This is a genomic window from Dapis purpurea BLCC-M126 (genome assembly GCF_050015975.1).
Lineage (GTDB): Bacteria > Cyanobacteriota > Cyanobacteriia > Cyanobacteriales > Microcoleaceae > Trichodesmium.
In genome coordinates, this window is sequence record NZ_JBNHER010000281.1 from 5464 (window position 1) to 28659 (window position 23196).

The following is a 23196-nucleotide window of genomic DNA, read 5'->3' on the forward strand; positions in this document are numbered from 1 at the left end:
TCTCCCTGCTGGGAAGAGGAAGTGAACGATGTAGTATTGATATCACCAGTCTGAGCAGAGATTGCGATATCTCCTCCATCTCCCTGCTGGGAAGCAGAATAGACCTCTGCTGTAGTGATATAGTCTCCTGCATCAAGAGAAATCGCTCCTCCATTCCCTGAAACTGAACGAGCAAAAACTGAAGTTGCTGTCGTATCAATTGAACCTTCTGTACTTTCTATGTTGATACTACCAGCATTGCCACTACCGCCTTGTGCTGTAAATTCTTCAAATTTACCAGCATCAGTAATAATCTCTGCCGTAGTAATATCCCCTACCGCCTTTATCTCTACATTACCCCCATTTCCATCAAGGGATGAAGTATCCAATGAAAATGTATCAATATTTCCAGAGATAGCATTCAGGTTAATATTACCTCCATTTTGTTGACCAGAAGAATTAATCAGACCTGTAATAATATTGTTGTCAGCTTTCAAGTCAATTCTTCCCCCATTAGCAGTTTCGCTCAAACTACGAATATTTCCGACACTAATATCACCATAAGTTGCTTCTAGATTAATTGCTCCACTATTTCCTCCACTACCACTACTCACAAGAGTAGTAGCGCTACCCAGCAACAGTTGTGTACCTGTGGCACTTCCCCAGGGAGCTACATCACCTGCTCTGTACAAAATACCAGTATCTGCTTGAAAAGTATCTGTCACCCTCAAAGTCCAAGTTCCATTGGGGTTTTCTCCATTAAATTCTGCTAAATTTCCTTGAGGACTATATATACCATCAAATGGAGCGTTACTAGAGCTAATACTTGTAGAAGCATCATCATCCAATAGAGTATCCTGAAAGTTGTCTCCTGCACCACCAACACCAGCAAATAAAATTACCTCTTGCCCTTGGGGTGATTCGAGAGCAACTTGTAGGTCTGCATTGAAAGTATGCGTGGCAGAAAAGCGAACATCTAGATTTTCGACAGTTCCTAAGTCACCATCTACAGTAAAATTAAAGGTTGTCGTGTCGTCGTCTAGTATAGCTCCCCCCTCATCCACATCGATCACTGCCAACAACTCCCCACCAGAAAAAACAGGCGGAGGAGAGGAAGTATCAATATTCCCCAAAACAATACCAGCACCAGCAATAGTCAAATTCCGACCATTGGTTTTAATGGTATCTGCACCATTGGTAAATGTATTCGGATCGCTCCCAACATCCGCTTCATTATCCAACATCTGAACAATACCAATTCCATCCCCATCCACATCAGCACGAAATTCTATCTCACCTGCTCCTGCTTGAAATTCCAGCACATCATCCTCTATATCCTCAACAGTAATATCATTTGTCGCCTCCAACTTAATATCCGCATCCCCAGAAGTTTCATCAAATTCATCATTGATCGTAATATTAGTTGCAGACAAAGAAACACTTTCCCCACCACCTTTAATTCCGCCACCTGTAGCAATAATATCGCCCCCTGCTTCTATTTTGATATCACCCCCAATTCCTTGAACAGCACTAGAATTAATCAACCCTGTCCTAATATTGTTGTTAGCTTTCAGGTCAATTCTTCCCCCATCAGTAGTTTCGCTCAAACTGCGGATATTTCCTACACTAATATCACCATGAGTTGCTTCCAGATTAATTGCTCCACCATTTCCTCCACCACTCACAAGAGTCGTAGGATTACGCAGCAATAGTTGCGTCCCTGTGGTACTCCCCCAAGGGGCAGCATCACCTGCTCTGTACAAACTGCCACTATCTCCACTAGCAGTATCTGTTACCGTCAAAGTCCAAGTTCCATTGGGGTTCTCTCCATTAAAATCTGCCAAATTTCCTTGGGGACGATATGTACCATCAAACGGAGCATTACCAGAGTTGATACTTGTAGAAGCATCATCATCAAATACAGTATCTTGAAAGTTTTGTCCATTACCACCAACACCAGCAAACAAAGTTACTTCATTCCCTTGGGGTGATTGAAGATAGACTTCTAAGTCTGAATTCCAAGTATGTGCAGCAGAAAAGCGTACATCTAGGTTTTCTATAGTTTCTAAGTCACCATCGACAGTAAAAGTAAAGCTTGCATCGCCTACCGTACCTTCTGCTGGTATCGCTCCCCCTTCATCCACATCTATTGCCAACAACTCCCCACCAGACAAAACCGGCAACCAAGAAGTATCAATATTACCCAAAATAATTTCAGCACCAGCAATAGTCAAATTCCGGCCATTAGTCTTAATAGTATCCGCCCCATTCTCAAAGGTATTCGGATCGCTCCCAACATCCGCTTCATTATCCAACATCTCCACAACACCAATTCCATCCCCATCCACATCGGCACGAAATTCTATACCTCCTGCTCCTGGTTGAAATTCCAACACATCATCCTCTATATCCTCAACAGTAATATCATTTTTCGCCTCCAACTTAACATCCGCATCCCCAGAAGTTTCATCAAATTCATCATTTATCCGAATATTAGTGGCAGACAAAGAAACAGTTTCCCCATTACTACTAATTCCACTTCCTGTAGCAGAAATATCTCCAGTCGCTTCTATATCAATCGCACCATCCGCAGAAATATTCTCTGTTAATGTGACATTTCCTTCGCTCTTAATTTCTAACTCTCCTCCAACAGCAGAAATACCATTCACATCCTCACTCACACCACCAATATTTACATTTACGACATCAAAAAATACCCCACCACTACCAGAAACCGCTTCTAAATTTTCTACATTTAACTGCAAAGGTGCATCACTTAAACCTATTCCACCATTACCAAAAGTTTGAAATAAAGCACTACCCGCATTAATAATTGAACTGTCAGAAACTCTAGCAATATTTCCGCCATTAGCATTAACTAAAACATCTCCTGTTGTAGTTAAAGAAGCCAAATTTATATTACCTACTTCTCCCAAATTTCCTAACTCAATATTAATCGTGCCACTACCAGCATTTAACGTCGTTCCATCCAACTGATTTATTGATGCTGCTCCTTCACTCCGGTTAGCAACATTCATCTCATCATTATTACCAAGTAAATCAATATTTCCATTGCCGACTGATGTATCTATATCGGCATTTATATTAATACTTCGACCAGCTTTTAATTCTACAGATGAATCAGTTTCTATCTTTTCATTAACTGTTATATCATTGTCAGCTTCTAATATTACATTCCCTGATAATTCCCCAATATTCTCTGCTGAAATAGTCAAATCTGCATTCTCATTTTGAGCAATTTGTGAATTGTCAGGATTTTCAGCTTCTCCTATTGTCACACTTTCTGGTTGTGAAAATATTGTGCCATCTTCTCCCAATGCTGCCGTAACATCCACAGTTCCATCAAATGTAAATTCTTCTTTTCCTGTAACTTCAACAAACCCTCCATTACCAGAAAATTCTCCTCCTTTAGCACTAATATTTCCGTCAAAATTAGTCGTTCCATCAGACCAAATTATTACTCTTCCTCCATCTCCATCCTCAATAGCATTAGCAGAAATATTTGAGCTACTATTAACAGAAGTTTGTTGAGAATTGAAAACTGTGCTACTTTCTTGAGAATCTCCTCCAATTAATACCGTACCTCCACCATTTAAACCATTCGCATTAATATTAGTATCAACCAGAGCTACGCGATCGCCCAACACATTTACCTGGCCCCCTAAATCCTCAGTGCCAGATACATCTATAACTCCAGAAGTTATGGCAGTTCCTGGTAAATCTGCCACTACTGTATTTGAATCTGTCAACACCACATCGCCATTTTCATTAACTATCACAGATGTGGCCTGAATTATTTCTCCACCTGTTAAGAGTCCGGGTAAAGATAGAGGGGCTATATCAATCTCTTCCCCATTAACTGTTACTGGGTTGACTTCTAAACTAAGTAAATGTCCTGGTTGAGAAATTCTTAAGACACTACCACCTTCTACTGCTGCTATGGTAATATTGCCTCCTGCTGTAGAGAGTTCCCCAGTATTAATGACTGTGCCACCTAATAATGTGAGATTTTCTCCAGGGTTTAAAGTTAAGTTTCCTTCATTAACTATAGCGCCTGGATTAGAGACATTAAATTTATAGCCAGTGGGGTCTCCGACTAAATTAGCATAGTCATTTGTACCCATGGCTTTAAACCAGAAATTGTTGCTGTCAAAACCTATACCTGTAGCAGTAGTAACGCTGAATGAGGCGGGTATATTCAGGCTGGCGTTTGGGCCGAACATTATGCCAGCGGGGTTTATTAAGAAAAGATTAGAGTTACCACCGATAACTTGGATCAGACCGTTGATATATGAAGCGTTGCCTCCTGTGACTCTGCCCAGAATGTTGCGGGTGTCTGGGGTAGTAAGGAAATTCGCGGTTTGGTTGGTAGGGATGTTAAATTGGTCAAAACTGTGAAAGAGGTTAGCTCCACTGCGAGTGCCGCCTTCGATATTAAATTGGTTGCCCTGTGGTGTGACAGTTGTACCTGTACCGTCGTTAGCTGGAGTTATGGGTTGAGATTTGGCGGGAGGTACTGCTGCTATTGCTAGTAGAGACATTAATAAGGAGAAAGGATGGCCTAACCGAACAGTTTTCATGATTTGTGGAAATACAGCTAATTTAGTGAAATTTTCGGCCTTGCATAAATGCGGGATGATTTTAATAGTTTTGTGGAATGGGCATCTTGCCCGTTCCTTATATTTCCGGACCGGCAGGATGCCCATCCCACTTACATTCATCCCTTAATTCAGCAAAGCCGTGAAATTTTCTACCATTACATTATATTTTAGTTAATTTCGGAGTTATGCAATGTTGTAAACATTAAACCATCTCAAACCTTAATATAAGTAGGGTTTTAGTTACCGAACTCCTAAATTTTGCTAAAACCTATCTTGACCTTAAAATTTATTTTTATATACCATGAAATTTGGGGAAAAAGTATTTTTAACTACATTTAATTAAGATTTCAGCTTTTGTTTTAACCGGGCAATAGGTAGTATTAGGCGATCGCGATTCGTTGGGTTGAAAAGTCTATGCCACAAGGCCAAAATGTATAATCTGTGGGAAGGAGAGGTTTATTGACCCCACCAACCCATAATATCATGTCCGATTGAACAGTTATAATTAGAGCTTCATAGTATTGTTCTAGCAAAAAGATATATGTTTAATAGGCTAAAGCAATACTACAAACAAAAACTTTTTTATTACCTATTGTCCGGACATCATATAGAACCTATTTGGTATCTTTACAAAGTGGCATAGGAGTTAGGAGATCAAGAATTATAGAATACGGAAAAAAGGTAGAATTTAGGCTCTTATCTTCACCATCTCCCTCACTTACCTACTCTCCAAGCTTCCCTCTCTTCCCCCTCTTCCTACACTTCCCACACTCCCGTTCATAGAACCCATTTGGGTTCTATAAATCTTTGTGATTCTCTTTTCATACTTAATTTCTAATGAAAAAATCTTCTGCTTCTAACAATGGAGTATTTGTCAAAGTTGCAAATTGACCACCGTTGTCAAAACCTGGTGCGCTGCCATTAGGATTATAGAACAAATTACCATTGTTACTATTATAGACAATGAATGCATCATAGGTTTTTGCTGCTTCATCATCAGTAACTACAGCAAATTCATCAGCAATACTGAACCCAGTTCCCGACTCACTGTTAATAGCAGTGAAAGTTGTGCGATTTAGGAGAATAATGTCTCCCTGTGTTTGAGAAAAATCAGTGATTTCATCTATACCTAGATCCTCTGTTTGAAATGCTTTATTAGTGTTAAAGATAAAGCGGTCAATACTGCCACCACCTGTGAGTTTATCGTTTCCTGGCCCGCCATTGAGGCGATCGCGACCAATACCTCCTTCTAGAATATCGTCACCAGTACCTCCTAACAAAATATCGTTGCCGGGACGACCTAACAAAATATCGTTGCCAGATGTACCAAGGAGTTTGTCGTTACCACGACCTCCATTAACAATATCATTACCACTACCACCAACAACAGTGTCTTGGCCAAGACCACCATTTAAGTTGTCATCGCCACTATTACCTCGGAGCTTGTCATCACCTCTTCTACCGTTGAGTTGATCGTTACCTTCTCCACCATTGAGAATATTGCTGCCACTGTCTCCAATAATAGTTTGGTTTTCTGGCTCATCCGCAGGAGGTTCATCTGTAGGAGGCTCATCTGTAGGAGGCTCATCAGCAGGAGGTTCATCTGTAGGAGGTTCATCTACAGGAGGCTCATCAGCAGGAGGCTCATCTACAGGAGGTTCATCCGCAGGAGGCTCATCCGCAGGAGGTTCATCTACAGGAGGTTCATCTGCAGGAGGTTCAATGTCGTTATCAACATTAACAACAGTATCCAGAACTTGAATACTCAGTTCTATTTCCTCAATATTAGCTTCTAGCTCAAATTCCTGTGTATAACTACCATCTAGGTTATCAATAACAGGTGTTGTTGGATTTAAGCCTTTAGCTTCTAATTTGATATCATCTGCAAATCCTGGTCCCACGAAGTTACCAGAAGTAGTCTTAGGAGTAATCGTAACTACACCAGTATCACGCTGAGGTATAGTAACATTGATATCCGTCTGATTTGGATCGATTTCATCGGAAACATTAACCGTATAAGTTGTCTCTCGTTGGAAAGGTTGCCAATCAGAAGTAAAGCCTTCTACATTGATTACAAAAGTATAGGTTCCCGGAATTTTAGTGTCTCCAAATCGGCCAGAGTAGAATCCACCATTATCTGATTCCGTTAACTCAATAGGGTCAAGTTCAACAGTGGATAGAGGATTTTCACCTAATTTATTTTGTAAGGCGATCACCATCCTCTCTCGCAAACCTAGACGCTCACCTTCGATTTCCACGGGAACTTTGGCTAAATCTTCCTCAGTCACAATTCCTGATGAAAGCAAATCACTTAAATTTGCTGTGGGAGCAATAACTGATACACTTACAGAAGCATCAAGGATAGGAAGTTGATTATTTTCCTCTAAAATGACTTGCAGTGGAATTGCTTCTCCTGGATTAAAGATGCCGTCACTGGAGATAGGAGGTAGAAAGTCTAAATGAATTGTAGATTCAGCAATAGCAGAAGCAGAGTAAGTGACAGTCGCATCGTTAGGGTTACTAATGACCATTTCCCAGGTTTCTGCATGGTCGATATTTGCTTGTGCTGCTATGGGAAGATGTACTTGGAAGATATCGTGGGTAGGAGCATCAATATAGGCAATCTTACCACCAAATAAATTAAAGTTATTGGCATTGATTTCTAATCCTGATGGACTACGCAAGGATAAATCTAAGGGGAATTCTGGATTATCACTGGTGAGAATAAAGGAAGCAACTGAATCCTGTTGACCTAATGTGATATCAATAGTATGGGTTTCACCGGGATCAATGTCATCAATTGGGTCTACGATTACATCAGAACCTATGGCACCCGCTACCGCATTGACAAAGAATTTATCGAGTTCTAATGCACTTTCCGTTACATGGTAGAAACCTTCGCCTACGTTAGTTAAGGTTTCCAGTAAATCCACATCAATTCCGGCATTGCCACTTGCACCTTCAGTACCAAACCCAACGGAGAAGACTTTAACATCTTCATCATCAAATTGTTGTAAGAAAACAGGGTCAGTGGGGTCGCCACCTGCTGTTGGCATTCCATCAGAAAGGAATACAATTACACGACGATGATCTTCTCCACCAGGAGCAGTTGTCAATAAATCTAATCCTTCTTGTAAGGCTCCTTCAATATTGGTACTACCAAAGGCATTGAGGTCGTCAACTTCATCTTTTGCATCATCAATATTGCCTGAAGTAATCGCAGTTAAGACTTCTCCTGGTCCGAAATCTGTGCTGACGCTACCAGCAAAACTAACTTCTCCCAAGCGATCGCCTGCATCAAGACGAATTAAATCTAGGAATAAGTTTGCTGAGTCTTGCAGCAGTTCAATTTTTGGTCGGAAACCGCTAGAAACTGCAACTTCCGAAGCCATGCTGCCACTACGATCCATAACCAGAACTACATCAGCTATACGACCAAGCTGGATGAAGGTAGTATTTTCTTCATTATGTTCGAGAATTTCATCATCGGAGTCTGCTCGAACCAGTAAGAAAGCATCCTGATCTATTAAATCATCAATGGTAGCAGCAGGATTACCAAGCAGGTCTTGTGCATGGGAATCGTTGATTGTCACTTCACTGGTATGATTGACTGAAGCTCCTACATTCAAAGGTCCAAGAGATGCTTGATTAGTATCAGTTAAGACAACATCACCTGCATCAGCAAAGAAGTCTGTGGACAGTAAAACCTCATATTCAAAGTCAATTGCTGTTGGTAGCGTGCCAATGTTACTAACTGTCCAATCAAATTCAACAGTTCCACCTCCAGAAGGTAGAGTAACTTTATCATCACTGAAAGTAACTAACTCTGGTAGATCGGGATAGGGGAAACCTACTAAGGAGTAATCCTGAGCAATACCTGCTTGCACATCAAAACCAATTACCCGTGCTTGCCAATGACCTTCTTCTAGATCGTCGCTATCGACTAACACTTGTTCAACATTGTTGAGGTGATCTTTACCTCGTGTTGCTACCCAAGCGCCGTTTCCAGTTAAAGCATTAGCAGGGATGTAGTCATTATTCATGTCAGGTGTGAGGGTGCCGGTAATAGCTTGATTAATTGAAATTACCGTACCGGGTGGTTGAGCATCATTTGGTAAGGGGTTCCCCATGCCATCTTCAATGGTATGACCTAACTGCCAAGGGTAGAAAATTGTACCATCTGGAGCGATTAATTCTAAATCTAAGTCATTTACCAACATTGGGTTAATAGCAGGATTTTGAATGGCTGCTTCAAAATCATCCCAACCTAATGTCACCTTGAGTGGGTTGCCAGAGTTGATAAAATCTTGATCCACAACAAAGTCATATTCAATGATGCCATTGTGCATGACTGCATCTTGAATGATACGATTAGGAATGGGTACGCCACCTTCTAGACGAAAATCTTGCATGACTTCAACTGCAGCTTCTGCATCGACTAATCCCCAACCTGTGGCAAAGTCTGGACCAATCGTTGCGGTAGCTCGTCCTAAACCATCATTACCATTGACTTGATTGCTATCAGAGTCAATTTCAATCAGCGTTGAGTTCCGAACATCGTCATCAACAATGTCAACTGCTGTTTGAATTAATAATGCTCTGAGGGTGGATGGCAGAGGAGGGCGATCGTCAACTGTGGTTCCTAGAGGGGTACTGTAAGTGTTTTGCCAACCTTCTAACATTAATGCTTCAATACCTGCAACCACAGGTGATGCCATCGAAGTTCCTGAGCTAAATGTGTAACCATCAGAAGTATTTGTCGATCTGATGGAACTTCCTGGTGCTACGACATCGGGTTTAATCCGCCCATCATAAGCTGGCCCCAAGCTGCTACCTGTGCTGAGAGAATCATTATTAATATCTCCATCTCCATCGGAAGCATTCCAATTACCAACTACAACAGCATTTTTAACTTGCTTGGTGATAGCAAAATATCCTAATTGATTTCCATATTGAGCGTTGCCACCTCCGTTTCCAGCGGAGAACACTTTAGGTCTTTTCGGAACAATTTCACCTCCAGAAGTTGCACCCCCTCGAATTAATTGATCGACAGTTTGGTTACTACCGTTGTAATTTCCATCTGGACTCAAAGCATGAGAATGGTTAGAAATATCTAGGGAATCATCATTGATTGCGTCTAAGACATTGGCAGCATTAATCAGGTTCCCAGAGTCAATTAAACCTGCATCGGGAGCCATACCACGCCATTGAAAAGGTGTACCACCATTAGAATTACTTTGAACACCATTGGCTGCAATAATACCCGCAACATGAGTTCCATGGGAACCACTTGCCACTATATCCGCAACCACATTTAAGTCTGGATGAGTGGCATCAATTCCACTATCATCTACCCCCACATTAATACCATTACCAGATAATCCGTCATAAACTGGAAAACCACCGGATAAAATCAGGTTTCCCATGCCATCAGCTTGAGGATCTTGAACATCATCTACGTTAACAACTGGGCGGGTATTATCATTTTCTGGTAAATCTGGCACTGTACCTGGGTCTATCCATTCAACTTGATCGTAAGTTGCTAGATTAATGAGACTTTCTGCTTCAATCTCAACTTCCCAAAGATTGTCTGTAATGGGAGCAAAAGAAATAGCTTCTTGCTGTAAAATTGATTGAATGGTTTCCACAGAAACATCTCGTGCGAATAGCACAGATAATTGGAGAGTACCATTATCGCTGAGAACATAATTCTCTTCTATTTCTGGGATAAAGTATTCCTGATAATTTCCCACCAAAATATCAGGTACGATTTTATCTTCAGGTGTTAATGGTGTAATACTGCGAACTAACCGAGGTGGAAGATTAGGGTCAGAGAGATCGAAATCTTCTTCAACTAATCCATAAGCGTGTTTGTTAGGTAGAAAACTCTGACGATCTATTCCAGCTTTTTCCAGTTTTAATAGTTCATCATGTTCTGGTGTTCGATACAGGGTAATAATACCATGCAACCCTTCTGAACTTTGGTCTTCAGTAAGCTCCTCAAAAAAGTCTCCCTCTAAAGCGGAAGTTGGAAGCAAATCACCACTACGCAGACTAATTTTCTGCTGTTGAAAAGCTGCATTAACTTCTGAGTCAAAGGGTGTGGTAATTTTAACATCACCCTGAATATTTGTGCCATCTTCACCCCGAATCACTAACCGCCAACCGACACCCCTGGCAATATCTTCTTCTGTGACATTATAGGTTAATTTTAGAGGAGAAGAATCTGTAACTTGAACAGAAGGTTGAGGACTTGGGTCGCCTTTGGCAAAAGCACGCCGACCTTCTAAGGAAACAGTCAAATCTTCACCTTCCCCCTCCCAGTCAACCTCTACTTCTATAGGTCCGGGAACCAATACATTAAATAGTTGATATGGTACTGAGTTAGGACCTTCTATCTCGAAGTTAGAGATAATTTCCTGTGTCTCAACATCATCGTCTAGAGTCACCTCAACAATTTCAGAACTGTTATTATCCTCATTACTTTCTTCCACACGACCAAAATCAGGAATAAATTCATCTCCAGATTTACTATCAGCAGTCGCCACTAAAGAAATTTCTTCACCTAATAAGGAATCATCAATAAATGTCAATTCTCCAGTGAAGGTGACTTCATCTCCAGCGTCTAGCGGGTTCTTAGTGAAGGGATACCAAGGGTTATCAGGATTTACCTCGCTTGTCTCATCCGCTGTAAATGCCACGACAAAAGGTGCTTCTCCTTCTTGAGTGTACTGTACATCAACCTTGAACAAATCCTCCGCCGTCGCATCACCTTGATTCTTGACAACAACTTCTATCGGTAATTTCAGATTATCATCACTGATAAATGCGTCACCCGTAATTTCAAAGGAGTTAACTATTAAATCAGGTGCTGCATCGTCGTCTGTAACATCTAGAATTAACTCAGTAATTTCAGAAGTATTATTATCCTCATTACTTTCTTCCACACGACCAGACTCAGGAACAAATTCCTCTCCTGCTATACTGTCAGCAGTGGCAACTAAAGAAATTGGCTGACCCACTAACGAATCATCAACAAATGTCAATTCTCCAGTAAAGGTGACTTCATCTCCAGCGTCTAGCGGGTTCTTAGTGAAGGGATACCAAGGGTTATCAGGATTTACCTCGCTTGTCTCATCCGCTGTAAATGCCACGACAAAAGGTGCTTCTCCTTCTTGAGTGTACTGTACATCAACCTTGAACAAATCCTCCGCCGTCGCATCACCTTGATTCTTGACAACAACTTCTATCGGTAATTTCAGATTATCATCACTGATAAATGCGTCACCCGTAACTTCAAAGGAATTAACTATTAAGTCTGGTGCCCCATCTGTCTCTACCCCAAAAAGTTCTACAGCACCCTCAAGGAAATTGTCATCTTCAGTTACAAGAAGGTCTAAGGTAACTGCATCTAATATTTCCCCATCAGGAATTCCTGCTAACAATGCTTTTTCCCTAGCATCCCTGACTTCATCTGGGTCGAAATCATCCAGGGATATAAATGTTTCAGGAGGACCTATAACTACGTCCGAGTTGTCAAACAGAGATTCTCCCTGTGGTACTCGCCAACTATCAGCATATTTTCCATGTATTTCTTCAACGGTGAGGTTAGAAGGAAGTTGAGTCCCATTACGCAAAGCAAAGTCATTGTCAGAATTGCCGTCATTATTTCCTAACAACCCTTGCATTCTGCCAAAGTGAGATATTGTAATATTGATATGATTGCCTCGATCGCGAGCAGTTAACTTAGCATCAGCAGAATCAACAATACCATCGTCTCCTGCATAGGTAATCATATATTCGTCTGCACTACGTTCGATTTGACTGTTCCCAACACTCAAAGTCTCACCATCAGCTAAGGTAACATCAACTCCGTCAATTTGGAGTCTGTTATCAAAATCTAGGTCAAAGACAACTCTCTGTCCATCAACCAGGGTCGCGAAAGCTGTATTAACGGAAACTGAATTATTAGAAACCCAAGGTTCTTGACGAGTCTGAACTACCCAATCATCATCCTTCCGTGCTGTTTCCGCCAGAATAAAATCGCCAAAGGATTGAAGGTCATATTTGCGATTATCAAAGGTAACAAAGTGTACATCTCCCCAACCGATACCTTGTTGATTAATCCCACCATATAGATTTAGGCGACCCTCTGTAGCTGTGTTCCCAGATAGTGCTGGAATCAGATCGATAGCATTGAGAACTTTTTGTCTCAAATCAAGAGTAGTCAAATCAGGCAGACCCCTGTCTCTTCTTGTCGCAATCATTAAAGCTGCTGCCCCACTCACATGAGGTGCTGCCATCGAAGTGCCATTCTTGAAGCCGTAACTATTACCCGGTGTTGTACTGTAGATACTTACCCCTGGCGCTCCTAAATCAACCGATGTAGCGCCGTAGTTGGAAAACCCAGCAATGTCGTCGTTATGGTCTGTTGCAGCTACGGAAATGATATTGTCCAAGTTAATACTTGCCGGATAAACAGGATTTACATCATTGTCATTACTGTGATTATGGGCGATCGCTACAAGCAATGGTCCATTATTAATAGCATTCACCATTGCTGGATTTGGTAAAGTCCCTGGAGGTAGTGGAGCAGTACCCCAACTATGATTAGTTAGATCTGCTCCCATGAGGGTTGCGTAATCAATTGCTTGAATGGCCGCAAAATCACCGGCATACGCACCAGCATCACTGAAGATTTTCAGAGGCATTATTTCGACATCCCAATTTACCCCGACGACTCCAACTGCGTTATCTCCCTCCGCACCAATGGTTCCAGCAACATGAGTCCCGTGACTGTGACCGTCCATCGGATCGTTATCATTGTTGAAGAAATCCCAACCACGAACATCATCAATATAGCCATTACTATCATCATCAATTCCATTGCCAGGAATTTCCCCAGTATTAATCCAAATGTTGTCATCTAAGTCGGGATGTGTATAGTCAACACCCGTATCAACAACACCTACAACAGCATCCCCACCTGTGGGTATTACTCCAGGTTCTGGAGGGACAAATCCCCAAGCTTCTGGTGCATCAATATCTGCGTCTATTGTGCCTCCAGTCTGTCCTGTATTGTGGAGTCCCCAGAGATTAGAAAAATCAGGGTCATTAGGAGTAAGACCAAGAGTAGCATCATTATAATTGAGGTCAATAAACTCAATTCTTGGGTCATCACGATAGGTTTCAATAACTTCTTCTACACTGATATTTGGTATTGTCCACAATTGAATACCCAAGGTTTGAGTTGTTCCACTTACTTGAGCACCTAATTCTGCTTGCAAAGATTTACTATCTTCACTATTTTCACCATCTTTGACCTTGATAATGATTTGGTTAGGAACAAATGTGCGTCTTTGATTTGACCCAGAGTCTTCAATTTTCAGTGGTTCCAAGGTAACATTATTACTTTCATCAGACTCAGTTATTTTTTTGCCAGGGTCAACTTGAGCAGTAAGGTAATAGTCACCTTCTGGAGTGTCAGTCGGAATTCCGCCACTATCAGTTATTACCCATTCTTCTCCCGCCGCTAGATCGGGTGTATTGCTAATGCGTCCACCTTCGAGCAAAACATCTTCATTATAATTAGGTGAAAAGATAGCAAAGTCATCTGGAACTTCAGTGTCACTGGAGAGAATTAGGTCTACCATGTAACCCTCTGAGCCTGCACTATCAGTTCCAAAAGCAGTGGCATCACCAGTATTTTTGACTGTAACTTCAATGGGTGAGAGTTCACTTCCCGGTGTCGTTGAATCAGGAATAGAAATAGTAACTTGTAAATCTGGTTGCCCTATTTGTTGTGGAACAATAAAATTATCCAGGGCGATCTCTTCATTACCAACACCATTAATTTCAGGCCCCTCTGTCAAGATAATATTATCAATTTCTGTATCGGCAATCACACCAAAAAAGATGGGGTCTGATTCTGTGGCATTAGTAGGAAAGATTTCGATAGATTCAGTATCTCCATCAGCAAAGAATATATCAAGAATAGCTGGCCCTGGTGTGCTGGGATTGAAACTATCAATATCAAAGCCAACTGCATTGTAAGGCTGATCGAAATTTATCTTGTAGAAAGAATCCTCTCTTACAGACTGTCTATCAAGTATGAATAATTCTGTATCTCCAGAACCTTTGAATGCTTCTACTTTGGGAAGGTTTGAGGTGACAAAAATTCCAGGAAGAAAATCAACACCATCTAAATTAAATCCTGGAGAAAATCTTTCAAAGTCTTGTGTATTAGTCGGAACAGTTCCTAGTTGATTTTGATAGTCTACAAGGCTGGAGAATATATTGAAGTTTGCCATTTGTTATTGCTCCAAATATCTTAAATTGATTACTCCCATCCCTGTGAATAATTACCTATTCAGTCAAAACTAAAACTCTCATGTTTGGCGGAAAATTTGACTCCGTATTATTCTATATGGGACGGAAATTAGTTGCTAAATTCTGTGTCAAAAGCTAAAATTCTAAATTCCAAAAATAGGTAGACTTTTCCATATACATTAAAATGTGATTTAATTCTGTTTAAATCAAACTTTTTAACTGAATTTAATCTCTAATTAATAGAGTCATACCTATTTCTTAATATTTTCTTAACTGTAGGAGTTATCCAAAAGATTACTTAATGCTGTAAGACCCAAGTTAAAACTTCAAAAGCTCAACTACATTCTTGGCCATAATATGCAATACTTACCATAGAGAGAAGTCCCCGTTTGCTAGTAAACCCCCTCTTTGAGTTGTTCATATTTCCGTTCTGGCAGGAGTTATGCAAAAAATTCGGTAATAGTATAGCACCGAAGTTAAAAATTCAAAAGTTGCAAAAGTAGGGGCTAATGGCCATTCGTCCCTACATCTGACTTAAGCTGTACCGATTTTATAGATATAGGTGTGAAAAAGAAGGGACATTGCAGGGAACCTCCCTACAAGGATTTGAGAAAAGAAATATTGGTAGTCCTGCATTGTAGTGGTGAAGATATATATTTTTTAATTTCTTCTCACGCTCTCAGACTCCCCACACTCCGTACACTCTATCTACTATTACTATGCACCACCACCGAAATATTTAATTTCAGGAAATGTCTAATACTAACCATAAGGGAAAGCGCAGATTAGATTAACTTTTCTAAAGTTGAAGACCTATTTTGAAATTAAAATGCACCTACCTCTTAAAATATGACCTTAATATCTTCTAAAGATTTTTCAACTCCAATATCTAGAGGAAAGAATTAAGTATGCCAGAAGCAACAGATTCAGGATTCGTTCAACCCTACAAAGGAGATCCCTTCGTAGGCCATTTGTCCACCCCCATAAGTGATTCTGACTTTACCAGAACATTTATCGGTAACCTGCCCATCTACCGTCAAGGTCTATCTCCAATTCTACGCGGTTTAGAAGTAGGTATGGCCCATGGTTATTTCATCGTTGGTCCTTGGAGAAATCTAGGTCCATTACGGGATTCCGCAGTTGCTAACTTAGGTGGACTAATTTCTGCGATCGCTCTAGTTCTAATTGCCACTATTTGTCTATCTGCTTATGGCCTAGTTTCCTTCCAAGGAGAAAGTGCTGAAGGTGCAGATCCATTAAAGACTTCTGAAGGTTGGAGTCAATTTACTGGTGGTTTCTTCATCGGTGCTATGGGTGGTGCCGTTGTTGCTTTCTTCCTACTTGAAAATTTTGAGCTTGTAGACTCAATTTTCCGAGGTTTTGTTAATAACTAAATACCTCAAATCAGTTACCAATTAACAGTATATCCGGCTGAAGCTAGAGACTGGAAATGCTGAAATTGATTTTTTTCATCCCCTATCCAATAGAAGGCTATTAACCTTATTTTTTGGTCAAAATTTTTTGGTTAAATTAGGCACTCGCCTACTTTTAAATTATGTAATTGAAGGAGAATTTGAAATGAGTGGTGATTATGCAGCATCTTACTTACCTTGGATTTTAATTCCTGTAGTTACTTGGTTAATGCCAATTGTAGCTATGGGTTTATTATTCATCTACATTGAGAGCGAAGCCTAGTTTTTGATAAGTCTAGGTCAATAAGTTAATCTACAAAGTGGCGTATTAATATCTACCTGATTTGAAAATTCAGGAGATAAAAACGCCACTTTTTATTGTTTTTTAGTGAGGTTATATCATGTCCGGATAATTAGTGATAAAAAAACTTTCTGATTTTTATACTTTCTTTCTGCTCTCTTCCCTCCTGACTCCTGACTCCTGACTCCTCCCTCATTTATTTATAACTATTCAACCGGACATGATATTAGTAGCCCTAAAATAGTAAAGATATCAAAACCATTAGCTGATTCCAGTGTTCTCTATTCCTCACGATTTCTCTATAGATTTGGAAGCATTTAGCTTGAATTTCAGGGTTGATACTACACCAAGAGTTCCAAGAATGAGGAGACTTAGAGTAGAAGTAGGTTCAGGAACTGAGGAAGATCCAGGTACTTGCTTAAAAGTTAGATCGAGACTTGCAAAAGATACAATTGCATCATCCCTATATTCAAAAGGTATCTGTCCGTTGATGTCCCCTGTAAATACCCCAAGAATCTGATCGGAACTGTAAAAATCTAAAAGCTCAAGAATTACAGTGTTTGTTTCACCCAAAGGAGTTGTTCTGATATCTGGACTTGTTATCAAGTCTAGTCCTATAATCTGAAATTGATCGGAAATGATACCCCCACTGCGAGGAGTAATTGTCAAGGTGAAAAGCGCAGATTCTAAGTTAGAAGGAGAAGGAATATCTAATGGGGAATCAGTGAAGTCAAATATCCAAGATGTTATGTCATCTGCTCCATCTCCAACTACACTACCGCGTCCTCCTAGAGTAATCAAAAAATCACCATTGGTGACTGTACTTGGAGCAAGTACAGTTGGAGGAGAGACATTACCACTTACGCTGTCTGAAAGAGTAAAAGCAGAAGCATTATTTACCATTAAGGTATTTAAAGAAACTGCTGCCCCAAGACTACATAAAAGTGACTTAACGTAATAATTCATAGTTACCTCTAATATTTCTTTGAGTGTTTGCTCATCTATAAGGATTTGAAGCTAAATCCTTACAAGAACTGACAAATTTCAGTTGCCCTTATGAATTCTGTAGGTTACTAAACCAATATACGTCGCCAATACCTTGCCAATTAGACGGCTCACCTACTTTGATATCGCTAATTTGCTACTCCTATATGCTGACTTCCAGTGGTTTCGCTCCGCGACATATAAGATCAAGTGTAATCAATGTTTGTTACAAATGGTACAAGTAAGTAAGAAGGAATAAGGAGTAAATGTTGAAAAAAAGGTGTAAACGATAGAATTATCTACCTAAAATAAATTGAAACTACTTTTTTTAAGTCTGTCTAATTGAGATGCACCTTTTTGTAGTATTCTTTTTTCAAACTGGTATAACGCGCAAGGTATCTCTCAGGAGAAGACTGTCAACACCGTACTTTATTACTTTCTCTTTTTCAGCTTTCTCATACTACCTCCAACACCTGCTAATAGAGAGAGACCTAAAATATTTCCAGGCTCAGGAACAGATGAAGAATCTGATGTAATTAAATCACTAAGAGGAACATGATGTTGAGAAATTACAATTCGAGCATCAGAGTCATAATTGGAAAACAATAAAGAAACTTGTTCCAAATCATCACCTTCAAAGAATTGTCCTAAATTTCCAACTGTTGTATCCGCTATTAATGCTGTTGGGTATTCCTGACTTGTTACGTTACCAAAAACAACATTATTAGTAATTACAAGTTCTTCAGGAAAACCAACTAAAAAATCGCTTAACAAAGGTAAACTATTGTCATTGGCTTGAGGGAAAACATCCAATGGATTTATGCCATCTCTAAAACCTGTAAATATTTCGCTGACTAAGGCATCTTCGTTGGGATTTGATGGAAGCGTAATATATGCTTCCAAATCTAACATATTGGGTGGGCAACTTTTACATACAGGACCAAAGTCTGGCAATTCAAATTCAAATTCTGTATAGTCTAGTATTGTCTCAGATCGTCCATCAATTATGACCATTTCTTCAGTAACAAAACCACCTGCCTGAGCATTTTTAACTGTTGCTACTAGAAAGGAAAACCCGACGATAGTTGATAAACTACTAACAATTAACTGTTTGAACATTGTTAATTTCCTTCTAATTTTTAGTTCAGATGATCGACATATTGAAAATCTCAACTCTAAATACAGCCGTTCTCAAATTCAAGATAGATGCAACTATTTATTTCTTTGATCGTATCCCCTGATTTATACACTGTCTAAAACTTGTACCTTACACACCAAATCAACGCTGTACTTTATTTTGTTGTCTGATCGTTAAATATTTATGATTTGCAAGAGCTTATGCAATTGAGTAAAAAACGCAGCTAAAAAATATAGAGTGAATCAGGTATTACCTAAAGGCAGTAATTATACTCGTAATACCGATAAACTTAATTATAAAGTATATGGAGTAATGGGTAAAACGTGTTCATAAAATTTTACAAAATTTAGCCACTATTCTAAATCTAAAAATAGGCTGATGTGAATGAATATAGCATTTGAAGCAAAGGGCGTAGAGATTACTAAATGCTATTTGCGGAGCATTTCCGTAGGAAAAACTCAGTTAGAGATTACTTCTGACTTCTAACTTCTGACTTCTGACTTGCGCGTAGCGCTATACCTTCTACCCCAAGATTCGAGGGAATTTCGTTAAAAATTAAATTACTTGTAGCACTTAGAGTCAAACCAATACCATAAGCTTTTATACTTCCAAGGAGGACTTTAAATTCTCCAGATTGAAATCTTAGTAGAGAAATATAAAATAAATGTCAACATAAAGCAATACAATAATTTAGTCAGCACTATTACTCATAGGTAAATCGTGAAAATATTCGTCTATCACACTCCTGAAGAAACTCCCACGGAAAATATGCCAGACTGCGCGATCGCGGTTGATGTCCTCAGAGCGACAACAACAATGGCCACTGCCATTCATACAGGTGCAGAAGCAGTACAGGTATTTAGCGACGTTGAAGAATTAATGGCAGTTAGCGAAAAATGGCCTGCTGAGAAACGCATTCGTGTCGGGGAACGAGGTGGTAAAAAAGTGGAAGGTTGTGACGAAGGCAACTCACCCTTAAACTTTACATCAGAAGCAGTTAAAGGGAAACGCTTATTTATGACTACTACTAATGGCACCCGTTGTCTTAAACGTATTCAAAATGCTAAAGTTGTTTTAGCTGCAGCTCTTGTTAACCGTCGCTCAGTAGTTGAATATCTCAAGGAAAATAAACCAGAAACAATTTGGATCTTAGGTTCCGGGTGGGAAGGTAGTTATTCCCTAGAAGATACAGTTTGTGCAGGGGCGATCGCTCACAGTCTACTTACAGAAACTAATTCTCCCCTAGATGAAACTGTAGGTAATGATGAAGTATTCGGAGCTATGTCTCTCTATCTTCAGTGGCAGGAAAAATTGTATGAATTAATGAATCATGCGAGTCATGGCAAACGTCTCCAACGTCTAGAATGTTATGAAGACCTGAAATATTGTTCTGAAACTGACATCTTAGATGTTTTGCCTATGCAAAAAGAACCTGGAATTCTGTCTTAGTTGAAGCATTAAGTTCGAGTAGTGCGGGCATCTTGCCCGCTAGTATTATAGCTGACTAATATAGAATCTGACCATCTCCGCATCTCCCCACCTCCCCATCTCCCGACTTCCCCACACTCCCCATCTCCCGACTTCCCCATCTCCCCAAATTTATCGGCAACTAACCGGAAGTTAGGGAAGATAATTTGTAGCTAACTTCAGAGATAAGGATATTGAAACTATTCAAGTTCCTATCCTGCTGAAATTTTCATATAGGAATTGTGTTATGGGAAATAGAACTGAAACTATTAGTGATATTATTGATAAGCGTCGTCCCCTTGCTCAGAAAATTGAACAGACAGAAATAAATCTTAGGGAGCTGACACCTGCATTATACGCTCTCGAATCTCAACGTAATCAATTAATTACACAAATAGAAGATCAGAAAATTCGAGGTAGACTTGCGGAAATTGATTTTCTGCCGTTGTACTTGAAAATAGCTACAGAATTAGAAGCATTGGCAAAATTAAAGGTGCGTTTTTCTCGCGATACCCTGAATATTGGGGTAGTAGGCCGCGCTCGACAAGGAAAAAGTCGCCTTTTACAAAGTTTAACTGGGTTGACAACTAAGGAAATTCCCGATGGCGATCGCCAACATTGTACGGGTGTGCGTAGCACTATTCATCACAACCCCAACGTTGCAACTTACGGTGAGGTTTCTTTTTATTCCGAACGCTCGTTTTTAGATGAAATTATTGCCCCCTATTATGAAAAGCTACATTTAGGAGCAAAACCTAATAGTTTGGTGGAGTTTGCTTCTAAACCTTTGCCATCATTATCAGAAAATTTACCTGGATATGCGGAACCGGGTGCGATGTATGAACATTTGACTCGATATCACAATAATATTGATAAATATGTGGGGTTATTAAATTCTCCACCTAAGCGTATTTCTAGTAATGAAATTCGGGAATATGTTGCTCAAGATACTACTGATGGTCAGCGCATATTTTTTAATTATTTGGCAGTTAAAGAAGTGAAAATTACTTGCCCTTTTCCTAATACTGAAGTTGGGCAAATTGCATTAGTTGATATGCCAGGATTAGGAGATACTGGTGTTGGGGATGAAGCCAGATTAATTCAGACATTAAGTCAAGATATTGATGCTGTTTTATTTGTGAGAATGCCTAGTGCCAAGGGTGATTATTGGGCAGATGTTGATGTGCGACTTTATGACACAGCTAGGGCAGCAATTGTAGATTTACCTCTGGATTTATGGTCATTTATGATTCTTAATCAAACTAATGCTAATTCTGCTAATGGTGATAATTTTAATAATTGTCAAGATTTGGCTGGAGACCTGAGAAAAAAACATCTGAATTTAGTAGATTGTATTATTGCTAATTGTGCTGATGTAGAAGAAGCTAATGTAAAAATATTAGATAATGTTTTAAATTATTTGGCGAGTAAAATTCAGAGTTTAGATAGAGAATATGCTGCTTCTTGTCAAGAGCGGATTATTGAACTACAAAAAACTGTACAGACAGAAATAGAAAAGGCACGTCAGGCTTTAGTTACTTCTACTACTAATCAAAATGAAATGGGAGTATTTCTACCTCTATATAATCAGTTTATGAGTAATTTATCAGTTGGTTTGATGGAATTACTAGAGAATTTTAAACAACAACGTTATTTAGTAGATGTAGACTTTTTTCAGCCTCAAGTAGAGGCAGCAATTCAAGCTTGTAAAGAAGATGCAGGAATTCCTAATCTACAAGAAATTAAAGTTAGGCATAGAGAAAAGGGTTCTTGGGAAATTGTTTATGCAGAGTATTTGCATAAAATTAGGACTCATCTAACTCGACATTTTAATTCTTTAGATAATGGCTTAAAACAATTAATCAATGATGCGAAATCCCAGGTAACTACAGTATTAACAGCACCAGGTAACTTAGGAGGTTTGATTACTACTAGAGGACCTGAGTATCTGAAAATTATTGCTGAGAAAAAAGTGTCTGAGGAGCAAAATAATTTACGCCGTGCTTTCCAAAATTTATGGAAATTTGAAATGTCTTATGAGGTAAATTTTCATTATCGGATTAGACAACATTTAGATGACTTAACTCCCGATGATACTTCCCTCCGACTATCTGCTAAACCTACTGCCGAAGAAGTCCTAGAAAATTTAGAACAATTGCATCAAGAAACTGTTTATAAATGTCAAGAAGCTTTAGCAGATTTATCATCAGAACCAAAATTAGCTGTGTTTGCTGCCGTAGAAGAATTTATCGATCAAGTATTGCGAGGAGAAGAAATAAAAAATGAATGGCCTGTATTTTTATATGAGGTGCGAGCGCAAGTTTGGCCTACATATTTTAAACCAATGGGAGAAGGTTCAGATTCACTGAAAGAATGGGAAAAATTAGTAGAAATAATTGCTCAAGCTAATCAATTAGAGTTACTCAAATTTATTAATTAATAGTCAGGGAATCCGACTTTTACCGTTGTAAATGCTTGTGCCTCAATTGTGATCTAAAGTGGACGGGAATGGCAGATAATTTACCAAAATAATTCGGTCCAAAGCCCCGATTTTAAGGCGAAATGTTTTTGGAGCGGGGCCTAAGTAAATCCCCGTTACAAAAACAACTTTTGACTTCTGACTTTGTTAACTACTCACAAAGTTAACAAAATCTCGAAAGCAATAGTTTTGAGTACCTTTGGTATAGTGATCGGGAATGATTTATAAGATATTTAAACCGTTTAACTGAATTCTGAATTCTAAATTCAGAAAGAACAATCAAAATTCTTTATATATTGTGACTCTGTTAATTTACCCAATTATTAATAATTAATAACTAAATAATTCTGGTTTAAAGCCTCCCCTTGGATAGGGGAAAAGAGCGGTCGTTTGCGCAGCAGTCCGAAGGATGGGATGACGAGGTCTCCCACTCTTAACAGAGCCGCGTTTCATGTCGCGTTTGCGTTAGCATTCCGTAGGATAGC

The 23196-nt window shown here is 39.5% G+C and carries 10 protein-coding genes; 4 read left to right on the plus strand and 6 right to left on the minus strand.

The features are described 5' to 3' along the window. The 3 genes from ACP6PL_RS25790 to ACP6PL_RS25800 all read right to left on the minus strand — a co-directional run. Nucleotides 1-4580: two-partner secretion domain-containing protein (locus ACP6PL_RS25790; protein ID WP_426548193.1), on the minus strand; the 4580-nt coding region annotated here is incomplete at its 3' end. A gap of 401 nt (nucleotides 4581-4981) precedes the next feature. Beyond that, the gene (locus ACP6PL_RS25795) at nucleotides 4982-5134 is read right to left on the minus strand and encodes a hypothetical protein (RefSeq protein WP_426548194.1); all 153 of its coding nucleotides are present in this window, start codon (nucleotides 5132-5134) and stop codon (nucleotides 4982-4984) included. 294 nt (nucleotides 5135-5428) lie between these two features. After that, a complete protein-coding gene (locus ACP6PL_RS25800) occupies nucleotides 5429-14911 on the minus strand; it encodes a S8 family serine peptidase (RefSeq protein ID WP_426548195.1) in 9483 nt (3160 codons plus the stop codon). 927 nt (nucleotides 14912-15838) lie between these two features. On the opposite strand from ACP6PL_RS25800, the gene ACP6PL_RS25805 reads away from it, so the two are divergent. Both ACP6PL_RS25805 and ACP6PL_RS25810 read left to right on the plus strand, forming a co-directional pair. Further along, on the plus strand, nucleotides 15839-16324 hold the full coding sequence (locus ACP6PL_RS25805; RefSeq protein ID WP_426548196.1) for a photosystem I reaction center protein subunit XI: 486 nt from the start codon (nucleotides 15839-15841) through the stop codon (nucleotides 16322-16324). A 184-nt stretch (nucleotides 16325-16508) separates the two neighbouring features. Further along, complete coding sequence (locus tag ACP6PL_RS25810; RefSeq protein ID WP_426548197.1) at nucleotides 16509-16625, plus strand: photosystem I reaction center subunit VIII; 117 nt, start codon at nucleotides 16509-16511, stop codon at nucleotides 16623-16625. A gap of 306 nt (nucleotides 16626-16931) precedes the next feature. Here ACP6PL_RS25810 and ACP6PL_RS25815 read toward each other — a convergent pair whose 3' ends face one another. Beyond that, nucleotides 16932-17609, minus strand: a complete 678-nt coding sequence (locus ACP6PL_RS25815; protein ID WP_426548198.1) for a PEP-CTERM sorting domain-containing protein — start codon at nucleotides 17607-17609, stop codon at nucleotides 16932-16934. Nucleotides 17610-18059: 450 nt separating this feature from the next. After that, on the minus strand, nucleotides 18060-18746 hold the full coding sequence (locus ACP6PL_RS25820) for a PEP-CTERM sorting domain-containing protein (RefSeq protein ID WP_426548199.1): 687 nt from the start codon (nucleotides 18744-18746) through the stop codon (nucleotides 18060-18062). Between the two features lie 739 nt (nucleotides 18747-19485). Between ACP6PL_RS25820 and ACP6PL_RS25825 the strand changes: the two genes are divergently transcribed. Beyond that, nucleotides 19486-20214: a 2-phosphosulfolactate phosphatase family protein gene (locus tag ACP6PL_RS25825; RefSeq protein WP_426548200.1), complete on the plus strand. Its 729-nt coding sequence runs from the start codon at nucleotides 19486-19488 to the stop codon at nucleotides 20212-20214. Between the two features lie 8 nt (nucleotides 20215-20222). Here the strand turns inward: ACP6PL_RS25825 and ACP6PL_RS25830 are convergent, their stop codons facing one another. Next, entirely contained in the window at nucleotides 20223-20354 is a 132-nt protein-coding gene (locus tag ACP6PL_RS25830; protein WP_426548201.1) for a hypothetical protein, read from the minus strand. A gap of 125 nt (nucleotides 20355-20479) precedes the next feature. Between ACP6PL_RS25830 and ACP6PL_RS25835 the strand changes: the two genes are divergently transcribed. Next, complete coding sequence (locus tag ACP6PL_RS25835; RefSeq protein ID WP_426548202.1) at nucleotides 20480-22672, plus strand: GTPase family protein; 2193 nt, start codon at nucleotides 20480-20482, stop codon at nucleotides 22670-22672. The last annotated feature ends 524 nt before the right edge of the window (nucleotides 22673-23196 follow it).

Coding starts and splice junctions, on each gene's coding strand:
- ACP6PL_RS25800 (WP_426548195.1), bottom strand. CDS start 14,911: ATGGCAAACTTCAATATATTCTCCAGCCTTGTAGACTATCAAAATCAA.
- ACP6PL_RS25810 (WP_426548197.1), top strand. CDS start 16,509: ATGAGTGGTGATTATGCAGCATCTTACTTACCTTGGATTTTAATTCCT.
- ACP6PL_RS25820 (WP_426548199.1), bottom strand. CDS start 18,746: ATGTTCAAACAGTTAATTGTTAGTAGTTTATCAACTATCGTCGGGTTT.
- ACP6PL_RS25835 (WP_426548202.1), top strand. CDS start 20,480: ATGGGAAATAGAACTGAAACTATTAGTGATATTATTGATAAGCGTCGT.
- ACP6PL_RS25830 (WP_426548201.1), bottom strand. CDS start 20,354: ATGGGGAAGTCGGGAGATGGGGAGTGTGGGGAAGTCGGGAGATGGGGA.
- ACP6PL_RS25805 (WP_426548196.1), top strand. CDS start 15,839: ATGCCAGAAGCAACAGATTCAGGATTCGTTCAACCCTACAAAGGAGAT.
- ACP6PL_RS25815 (WP_426548198.1), bottom strand. CDS start 17,609: ATGAATTATTACGTTAAGTCACTTTTATGTAGTCTTGGGGCAGCAGTT.